This window comes from Nostoc sp. NMS7, assembly GCF_017115085.1.
GTDB lineage: Bacteria > Cyanobacteriota > Cyanobacteriia > Cyanobacteriales > Nostocaceae > Nostoc.
Map to the genome: position 1 here is coordinate 1 of NZ_JABXKJ010000108.1, position 9,546 is coordinate 9,546.

At 42.8% G+C, this 9,546-nt stretch carries 11 protein-coding genes and 1 pseudogene; 9 read left to right on the forward strand and 3 right to left on the reverse strand.

Annotation, left to right across the window (positions count from 1 at the left end):
- The first annotated feature begins 439 nt into the window (after positions 1–439).
- Complete coding sequence (locus HWQ38_RS11515; RefSeq protein WP_292793378.1) at positions 440–2,266, forward strand: alkaline phosphatase family protein; 1,827 nt, start codon at positions 440–442, stop codon at positions 2,264–2,266.
- A gap of 305 nt (positions 2,267–2,571) precedes the next feature.
- Here the strand turns inward: HWQ38_RS11515 and HWQ38_RS11520 are convergent, their stop codons facing one another.
- Genes HWQ38_RS11520 through HWQ38_RS11530 form a run of 3 tightly spaced genes read right to left on the reverse strand, consistent with a single transcriptional unit; the run spans position 2,572 to position 3,987 of the window.
- A complete protein-coding gene (locus HWQ38_RS11520; RefSeq protein WP_292793381.1) occupies positions 2,572–3,495 on the reverse strand; it encodes a hypothetical protein in 924 nt (307 codons plus the stop codon).
- 30 nt (positions 3,496–3,525) lie between these two features.
- Positions 3,526–3,792: a helix-turn-helix domain-containing protein gene (locus HWQ38_RS11525; protein ID WP_292793406.1), complete on the reverse strand. Its 267-nt coding sequence runs from the start codon at positions 3,790–3,792 to the stop codon at positions 3,526–3,528.
- Positions 3,793–3,807: 15 nt separating this feature from the next.
- A complete protein-coding gene (locus HWQ38_RS11530; RefSeq protein ID WP_292793384.1) occupies positions 3,808–3,987 on the reverse strand; it encodes a hypothetical protein in 180 nt (59 codons plus the stop codon).
- A 75-nt stretch (positions 3,988–4,062) separates the two neighbouring features.
- On the opposite strand from HWQ38_RS11530, the pseudogene HWQ38_RS11535 reads away from it, so the two are divergent.
- From HWQ38_RS11535 to HWQ38_RS11570, 8 genes and pseudogenes are all read left to right on the forward strand, one after another.
- Positions 4,063–4,980: pseudogene (locus tag HWQ38_RS11535) on the forward strand (site-specific integrase); the annotation flags it as partial.
- Positions 4,981–4,983: 3 nt separating this feature from the next.
- On the forward strand, positions 4,984–5,442 hold the full coding sequence (locus HWQ38_RS11540; protein WP_292793387.1) for a hypothetical protein: 459 nt from the start codon (positions 4,984–4,986) through the stop codon (positions 5,440–5,442).
- Positions 5,443–5,474: 32 nt separating this feature from the next.
- Positions 5,475–5,792, forward strand: coding sequence for a hypothetical protein (locus HWQ38_RS11545; protein WP_292793390.1), 318 nt, complete (start codon positions 5,475–5,477; stop codon positions 5,790–5,792).
- Positions 5,793–5,955: 163 nt separating this feature from the next.
- A complete protein-coding gene (locus tag HWQ38_RS11550; RefSeq protein WP_292793394.1) occupies positions 5,956–6,897 on the forward strand; it encodes a transposase in 942 nt (313 codons plus the stop codon).
- The gene (locus HWQ38_RS11555) at positions 6,887–7,204 is read left to right on the forward strand and encodes a hypothetical protein (protein ID WP_292793397.1); all 318 of its coding nucleotides are present in this window, start codon (positions 6,887–6,889) and stop codon (positions 7,202–7,204) included. The genes HWQ38_RS11550 and HWQ38_RS11555 overlap by 11 nt, the downstream gene beginning before the upstream one ends.
- A gap of 270 nt (positions 7,205–7,474) precedes the next feature.
- Positions 7,475–8,053: a TMEM165/GDT1 family protein gene (locus HWQ38_RS11560; RefSeq protein WP_292793400.1), complete on the forward strand. Its 579-nt coding sequence runs from the start codon at positions 7,475–7,477 to the stop codon at positions 8,051–8,053.
- A gap of 426 nt (positions 8,054–8,479) precedes the next feature.
- Positions 8,480–9,103, forward strand: a complete 624-nt coding sequence (locus tag HWQ38_RS11565) for a manganese efflux pump (RefSeq protein WP_292793402.1) — start codon at positions 8,480–8,482, stop codon at positions 9,101–9,103.
- Entirely contained in the window at positions 9,087–9,452 is a 366-nt protein-coding gene (locus HWQ38_RS11570; RefSeq protein WP_292793404.1) for a hypothetical protein, read from the forward strand. The genes HWQ38_RS11565 and HWQ38_RS11570 overlap by 17 nt, the downstream gene beginning before the upstream one ends.
- Positions 9,453–9,546: the final 94 nt, after the last annotated feature.

Genomic DNA, 9,546 nt, shown 5'->3' on the forward strand with positions numbered 1-9,546 from the left:
TAGTACTAGAGTACTATTTGTTAGCGATCGCATTGTGCCAGTTGCGTAAGTCCTGCAACAGGCAAATAGTGAATTCGCAGATCAAGTTAATTTTTGTAAATAATCATAAATGTTTCTAATATAATCAGATCGAAGATATTTTAACTGTTTTTTAAATATTTTATAACTTTAGCTTAACCTTACGCAAGTACGGTATTTCTAGTGCTATGTAGCAGTAGAAATACCGTACTCCTGGGCGATCACAAGATCAAAGACAATCAAAATATGGGGTCTTTCATTGAGCATTTTGTGCCAGAAAATCTCGTAAAGACTATAGCACAAAAATTAATCAAGAGTCCAAAAATATAGTACAAATTAACGCGTTGAAAGGGCTGGCACTGCCCACTCTACGAGATTCTAACGTTCACTTAAAATTCAATTCCACCAGGACTATTTAATGATGTTTAACCGTTCCAAACTGGCACTTGCCCTCACGATGGTTTGTGGTGCTTCTATTTCTATGGCAATTCCTAACCGGACAGCGATCGCCGCTTCAGCCCCTGGACCATATCAGCACGTGCTAATTTTGTCTGTAGATGGCTTGCGTAGTGCAGATATTCTAGACCCAGCACTAAAACCCTACTTAACCAACATCAACAGCCTCCGTTCAGTGGGGGTAACTTACCCTAACGCCTTCACTACTAGCCCATCCGACTCTTTCCCAGGGACTCTGTCCTATCTCACTGGTGCAGGTCCTGCGACCACTGGCGTTTACTACGATGATACCTATGCTCGCAACTTGACTGTACCGATCGCAGAAGGTGGTAATATTAATAGCCCCTTGGGAACTGAAGCAACCTACTTTGAATTGCTCGATTATTCCATTCCTGCTGATCCCAGCCATCCAGATCCGAATAATGTTATTTGGAGACTTGATGGTGGTGGTTATATCAGCGGCGAACCGACCAAAGGCTTTGTGCAAGGTGACTATGGTAAGGGGAGCATCGACAAAACTCGGTTGCCCCAAAATTGCTCTAGCGGCATCTGTAAGCCAGTTTATCCCTGGCAATATCTCAATCCTGACATTAATACGATTTTCAATGTGGCTCATAACGCTGGGCTGTACACTGCCTTTTCTGATAAACACGCAGGTGCCTACAATATCGCTCAAGGACGTGGTGGCGACTCGATTAACGATTACTACTCCCCTGAGATCAATGCAAGTGTCATCCTCGATCAAAACGGCAAGTTGAAAGATGCTGTTTCCTTTAACGCAGGCAAGCCAGTAATCGCTCCAAACGCTCATGTCGTCACAGATAACACAACCTATACCAAGGCTTACGACGATTTGAAAGTCAAAGCCATTCTCAATGAAATTAATGGTCGGAACTCTTTAGGAACCAAGAATGCACCTGTTCCTAACGTCTTTGCAATGAACTTTCAAGCTGTGAGCGTTGGTGAAAAGGCACTTAATGGCGGCATCAACAACAGTGGTAATCCGACTAACAATCCGAATGCGACCGGGGCTACTCCTCCGAAAGGACCGTCTAGCGTTTTGGTTGATGCTGTGCAGCATACTGACGAGAGTATCGGGAAAATTCTGTCAGCGATTCGCACTAATCCACATCTAGCTAAGAATACCCTGGTGGTTCTGGTTGCTAAACATGGTCAAGACCCCCGTAATGGTGTCGGAAATCTGCTTAAAGATAACTTGATACCGGATGCGATCGAATTCCACCTCGAAAATCCCAATGCCGTGAGTCAAGCTACTCAGGATGATGTCTCTCTGGTTTGGCTCAAAGATCAAAGCAAGATTAGCGATGTGACTCGATATCTGCGCGGTTTGAAAAATCTCCCTCTCTGTACAGGTACTTCATCAGGCTCTACGACTTCAGCACCTACCTGTAATCCTGGCATTGTCGAAGTTTACTCTGGGGCTTTAGCCTATCAGCTTGGTCTGGCTCCCAGCCCTAACCCGGACAACCGCACGCCTGATGTGTTCGTCCGAACGCTTCCTGGCTATATCTTTGTTGGTAATCCTTCAAAAGGTAAGAAGATTGCTGAACACGGTGCTTTGTTTACTGAGGATGCGACCAACATCGCTCTAGTGATTGGTGGTGATGGTTTATCAAATCATGTTAAGGGCACAACGGTAAATGATCAGGTTCATACAACTCAAATTGCTGTAACTGTTTTGAATGCTCTGGGTCTTAATCCCAATCTCTTAACAGGTGTACGGATTGAAGGAACTAAGGCACTGCCTGGAACCAGGATAAAGAGCAATTGAGATGACTAAGCCGCCCCATCACTAGAGCGACTCGTCTACAAAACCGAGTCCAAAACGCTTATACCACTTAGACATGAGATAAAATACCCCGTTCACATACTGCTATGATTCGTGCAGTATCTAAAACGCTCAAAATCTAAGCCTGATAAAGGTTTGGTAATAGCGATCGCAAAGCTTGTGAGAAATCCGGGTCAAGTATTTGAGAGTTGTCCCACACCGTTTTAATCCTGTACAAAGATATGTGTACACGGTAAATTATGGGTAAAGAATTGGGAGGGTATTACATCGATTTTGTCAACCTCGCGTTAACTAATCTTTTTGGTTTTCTTACACATTGTTTTTTTTGATTTGCGGTGTGACTTCCACTCACGAATGCTCATGACAATTGAGCCAAAGTCCCGACTGGCAAAGGCTGTTGTTTTATTTGCACTGTGCCAAATTGTATCCGCCTCGGTTGGTTCAAGTGGAGGTGTACAGCGATCGCAATATCGGTCAAATAGTTGGCGTGGTTCGGGATGACAAGCAATTCCGTGTCTAGTGAGTAAATTAGATGTACCCAGTAGGTTACGAGCTAATTTGTAGCCAGAATTGTTTCTGTTTCCCTCAAATTCACCATAAGTTAGTAAAGTGCGATCGCTAAAAGTTAAACAAATAGATAAAGGAACAGACACTCCGCTAGCGCGTAGCTGTTTAAGAGATGAGCGATTATCTCTGGTTGTAGCCTGTGTTACTGTCCCTCGTCGGCAATGTAAGGTTGGGCGAGGTGCAGTAATAGAATGTTGCAGTAACGCTGTTTGTGGGTCGATAACTTCTCCACTTTTCGCTCTTGTGAGAAGCTGCACCCACTTGCGCCAACGTTGCTCAGAAAGTTCGTAGGGAAATAAGGCTGTAGAATCAAATGCGGTTTCTAGTTCTTCCACATTGTACTGACAGTTTGACCAATGCTCTAGGGTAATGGGGATGGTTCCACTCAATATTCCATCCACCACCCGTCTGCGAAGCATACCTGGCAGTCTCATGGAACGAGCTAAGTTGCAAATGGCTGGATCTGCGTTTTGGATAATCGTCAGGTGGCGATTGAGGTACAGCCATTCAGCAGGATTTAAGGAATGGCTGCATTTAAAGTAAACGTGCAGGGATTTCCCACCTGTATAAACTACGGCGGCGGGTTCCAAGTTGATTTCATCCTTTAGCCGATCTACATTCCATTTGGCAAACAAACTCAGCATTCGCTTCAGGGGGAATTACCCAAGATTCATTTAACCAAGGCTTAAGTTCGTTTTTTTTAGAACTTGTCGTACACTTTCATGGGAAATACTCTCTACATATCCTAATGTCACTATTTGGTCTGCCAACAACCTCAATGTCCAACGGCTATATCCCTCTGGTGGGTTACTACAAGCCGTTGCTACCAAATGGGCTTCTGCTTCTCCGTCTAGCCGTCGCAACTTCAATGAATGTCGCTGACGCTTTTCAAGGGCATTGTCTAAACTTTCTTCCACAAACCGTTGCCGGACACGCTCAATCGTTCTGGTGCTAACCTAGAAAGCATCACTGATAGCTTGATCTTTCCATCCCCCATCTGGATGATTTATATCTGCTTTAAGAATTATATGAGCGTGATTGATTTTAGCGGCGGCAGCAATACCTGTTTTGGTTAATTTTTCTAGACTTTGACGTTCCTCAGCAGTCAGAGAGACAATATATTGTTTTGAAGGCATAGCTTAATAAAATGCAGGAAATATATCTCCTAGTATCCGTCAAAATGTATTTGACAGACTACTAGTACAAGACCACCAACCGATATTCGGTGGGTTAAAGTTCTGGAATTTTTACGCAGCAACAATCTCGCACCCAACAGCCGCAAACTCTACGAACGCGAACTCAAAAGGTTTTTGGCTTAGAGTGAGCTGCACTATCATGAACTGCGTCCACGTCATCTTGCGCTATATAAAGAATACCTAAGAGATGAAATACAGACTGATGCAGGTAAACCCCTTTCAAAAAGCAGCATTAATGCGGGAATTGCAGCACTCAAAAGCTTTTTCAAATGGATGTGTTACACGTATCCTGAAATTATTGCTACTAATCCCACACTGGGGATTAAACTGGAAAAAGTGCCATTGCCACCAGCCCAGAGTTTAACCCCAGAACAGATGGAACAGGTTTGGTCAGCGTTGGAATTGTTGGGAGAAACAAGGCAACGCGATACAGCACTGGTTCACATTCTCAGTCATGGACTCCGTGCTGGGGAAGTTGTACAGCTAAATGTTGGCTCATTTGATGGCAAGCTGCTGTTTTTACCAGATACTAAAACTAATGAACCACACTTAGTTCCACTGCGAAAAGAGAGTCGGGAAGTTTTAGCAGAGTATTTGCTTACGCGCGAACAGCAGGGAGAGGTTTTGACCAGTCTTAGCCCATTGATGATTTCACATCATGCTTCATACAAGGGTGAACGCTTGAGTTATCACGGCATTTACTTTGCTGTGGAAAAAATCGGTGAAATAGCTCACATTGAGGATTTAAATCCTCACTCCTTTCGACATACTTACGCTACTGACTTATTGCTATTGGGAGTTGACCCCAGCCATGCCCGTAAGCTAACGGGACATCAAAGCGAGAAAGCGTTTCGGCGGTATACCCTTCGCAGCGAACAAGAAGCGGCGATCGCTGCCTACTATCGTGCAATCGGTGAAACTCAAGTGGAGTAGAGTATGCCGAAGCCGTTAGACCCCAAGTGTCAGCTATGTTCTAAACTACCAACAATTCAAGCCAAAGTTTTACATGGAACAGCAGGGGATGGGTGTTGGAATCCAAAAGTCTGCCACAATCGCCGCTCATTCTATCGCCACCGCTCCCAGAATAATTCAGCAGAAATTGATGCGATCGCAGTCGAACCACCAGCAACATATTTTGCAGTGCTGTATTTGTATAAAGAGCCAGGGGATAAGCCATTGCACGCCTTGGGCGCAGAACTCTGGCTGGGACAACAGCCTATTTGTCGCTTAGAACCAATTCACTGCTTTGGGTTAACGGCGGGTAAAATACGCACTTATACAGATCAGGTGTTGCAGGCATTTGCGAAACAATATAGTGTTTCACTATATCAATACTTCGGACAATTTTTAGTTGAGGGAATAGACAAGAAAGCTATTGAGCCATTAAGGTGCTGATTAGAACAAACAAGCACCGACTCGATAGCCATATGGAAATTGTACAAAGCTTACTAAGCAAAATGGGGATTTTCCATAAACCACAGATAAAAGCATTGACAACGCTGTTTGCGACGATTCTAATTGCCTGTGGCAAGGTAAACTTTACCAACTTGAGCCGCTACAGCGGACGAACAGAGAGAACTTATCGCCGACAGTTTAAAAAACAGTTTGATTTCGCTCAGTTCAACGCAGAACTAATCAAAGCAGCAACGTCTGAAAATCACTCGATGATTGCCGTGATGGATTGTTCATTCATTGCCAAAAGCGGGAAAAAGACCTTTGGACTAGACCAATTTTATAATCAGTAAACCAAAAAGTTTTTTAGAAGCTTTACCAAGCAAACATTTCAGCCAAAGTCAGAGATATCACAAAACAACGTTTTGTTGAGCATTTCAGACGATCACCCTAGTCATCTTCAAGCGATCGCTCTAAGATCCCTCTAAAACCAATGGTCAATACTCCTGATTAACGATGGCTGAAACCCTTGTTTTTTCGTTGGCTTTTAAAAGTTTGTGGTTTACTGATAATGGCAGTCACAATCGAGTCGAGAGAGGATTAGAGATATCGTTGGTGGCGGTAGTAGATGTAGAAACGGAAGTGGCCTATAGTCTGCTTGCTGAACAAACATTTGACCAAGGCTTCTGTCCAGAACTGACGCGGATGGACTACTATCTCCACCACCTGGAAATTGCTCAACCTCAATTACCTCCGCAAGTTCGCTACCTTGCTGTGGATGGAGCATATGCCAAAGAGCCATTTGTTAAGGGAGTCAGAGCACTGAAGCTGGATGTGATTAGTAAACTGCGCCGAGACGCAAATCTACGATATGTGTTCGAGGGTGAACAGAAAGCACGGGGGGCTAAACGCAAATATGATGGCAAAGTTGATCTAGCCGATCCTACTCGCTTGACTTGGGTACGCGAACTGCAATCAGGGGGTGAGCTTTACACAGCAGTTGTATGGCACATTTCATTCAAGCGCAAGATCTGTCTGGTTTATTTACTTGACCACCGTCAGCCTGACAAACCGAGTTATGCTGTCTTATTCTCGACAGATATCAACCAATCCGCAGACGATATTTATCGTTTCTACAAACTGCGTTTTCAAATCGAATTTATCTTCCGCGATGCTAAACAGTTTACCGGGCTGAGTGATTGTCAAGCCCGTGATGTTAAAAAGCTTGACTTTCATTTCAATGCCAGTTTCACTGCCTTAAATCTTGCCAAGCTCAATGCTCATCAACAGCAGTCTGCTCAAAAACCCTTTATCTTTTCTATGGCGAGTGTCAAGCGACGGGCACTCAATGAGCATTTGCTCGACACCTTTATTTCAATGTTAGAACTCTCGCCGACTGTAATTAAATCCCATCCTAACTACCAAAACCTACGATCTTACGGCGTTATTGCTGCTTAATTTTGTCCAGAGTATTGATAGAGGTAACGATACCTTAAATGTTAGCGGTTCAAGGGGCAATAATACTCTCAACGGTGGTGTAGGTAATAATATCTTGATTGCTATCGGTTCAACAGGTGATAACCTGCTCAAGGGAGGCAATAGCAGTTACAGTATCGATTCCGGCGGTGCTGGTAGCGATACCTTAAATGTTAGCGGTTCAATGGGCAATAATACTCTCAACGGTGGTGAAGGTAATGATATCTTGATTGCTACCAATTCAACAGGCAATAACCTACTCTATGGGGGCGATGGCAGTATATATTAAGATAAACCATTTTTTTATGCCCGACAAGCCGACAAATAATCGCCCCCAATTAAATATCAGGTTAGACAAAATCAACATACTGGCAGAACGCCTGGTTCAGATGACAAGTTTTTGAGCCTCAGTAGTTAACTGAGCCAAATCTTTCAGCTTGGGAGCGAGACTTTCACTAAGTTCACATCTGATGTGAGCTTGGTGGAGTACAGATGTGCTGCTCAAGCTCACTCAGGAAAGTTGTAATAAATCTGAGGAGCTTGCTCGGCTCATATCACAATGGAATTAAATCTCTTTGTTTCTACTTTTGCACTAATATTTGTGGCTGAACTACCAGATAAAACTGCTTTTGCAGCTTTATTACTTGCCACTTGTCATCATCCTCTTGCAGTTTTCACAGGCGCGGCAGCAGCATTTGTGATTCAGAGTCTTGTTGCAGTCGCATTCGGTAGTTTATTTAGCCTTTTACCACCGATGCTTATTCATATAGGTGCGGGGATTTTGTTTTTAGTATTTGCAATCATGATGTGGCGCAAGAAGGAATCCAGTGGTGAGGATGTTAAATGTGATCAGCAAGCAAACAAAGCTCGTTTTTCTAAATCTGTTGCATCAACATTTATGACTATTTTTATTGCTGAATGGGGAGACTTAACACAGTTGGCAACAGCTACTTTAGCAGCTAAATATCATTCTCCAATCACTATCTTCTGTTCCGCAACTTTAGCACTTTGGGCTGTGACGGCTATTGCGGTAATAGTCGGATATAAAGCTAAACATATAATAGAGCAAAACTTGTTACAGAGAGTTGCGGCAACTGCATTTGCGGTAGTAGGAATCGGACTCTTGGTTAAACACTAGTATTAGTACTAGTCCCACGGCGGGAGCTATTAAAGATCAAATCAGGGAATTGGGTTAAAATCTTGCCTTGTCCGTTGCCGTCTACTTTCATTTTTGCGATCTCAAAGGGGTTACACGAAATAAATCCAAAATCCGAGCAAACAAAGACGGGGAATCGAAGCGAGGTAAGCAAAGCCAGTCAATCGAACCACAACTACTCACCAGAGCTGTGACAAATGTAACTGGATTCTTTTTCGGTCTCTGCCACTATAGTTATCAACACATACATCTTGAACTTGAAAGCAGGGGAGCAAGTAGTAATTTTAGTAACCTTTCAGGATAGTTTAATTCAACAATACTCATACTCTCTTTTTCACTAAATAGCTAATTTTAAATTGGTGAATCGTAATAAAAATTATCTAAAGTTAAATAAAAAAACGTATTTTTATGGGACATTTAGGATCATCTTTTCTTCTCTCAGTTTCATCTAATATTGATAACTTCGCTCTGGGAATTGCCTCTGGAGCCAAAAACCTAAAAATCGGTAGACTTAGCAACTTAACTATTGCGATATTTTCGGCTATTGGTGCATTTATATCTATGTCACTAGGAGAAAAATTGGGGAGATTTTTATCTGCTGATCTAGCTAATTTATTAGGTTTTATTGCTCTATTAAGTGTAGGATTTTGGGGATTATGGGATACATTCAGGTTACACAAAAAAGAAACACTAAATCAGAAAACCCCTTCTGTCAATCAACTGGATTACACTATCTTTATAGAAAAACCCGAAACAGCAGATTTAGATAACTCTCATTTCATCGACGTTAGAGAATCTTTAACTTTAGCGTTGGCTTTAACAATCAACAATGTAGCTGGTGGTTTTGGAGCCGGACTTTCTGGTTTAAATATTCCCGTTACCACTTTTTTAACCTTTTTCTTTAGTCTGTTAGCAATTGAATTTGGATATTTTATGGGTAAGAAGTTCACTTCTAGAATTTCTGCTAAATGGTCGGGAATTATCTCAGCATCTCTGATAATTTGTTTAGCAGTATATGAATACTTTATTTAAAAAGAAAGTCAGAATATGCCCCAGTAGCTGTCGGGTTTTGGGGACAGGGGAAAAATTTTACCCAAAACCCGAATCCAGTTCCGAGCAGTATTACGATCGCTTCCAGCGGGCGGTTACGCCATCGCAGCTACCCGCCCATAGAGTTCAAGGTGATTATTGGTTGTGCAAGTACGAACCTTCGCCCAACATGGCAGTCCCGAATAGCAATCAGCAAGACTTGACTCTGCGCTCAAAACTGGCGATTTTAGTTCTTAGTTTTTGCCTTACACCCCTACACCCTCACGCCCTCACGCCCAAAACCCTTATACCTTATAGATGCTATCCCATTGCCGTCGAAATCCTGAACTAAGGGAAAAGTTCAAATTAATTTTTTGGAGACTGCGCCTGGGTTAAGCAATTTCTCAATGTTTCGGCTAACACCTGTACGTTGGGTTCCTTAAGTA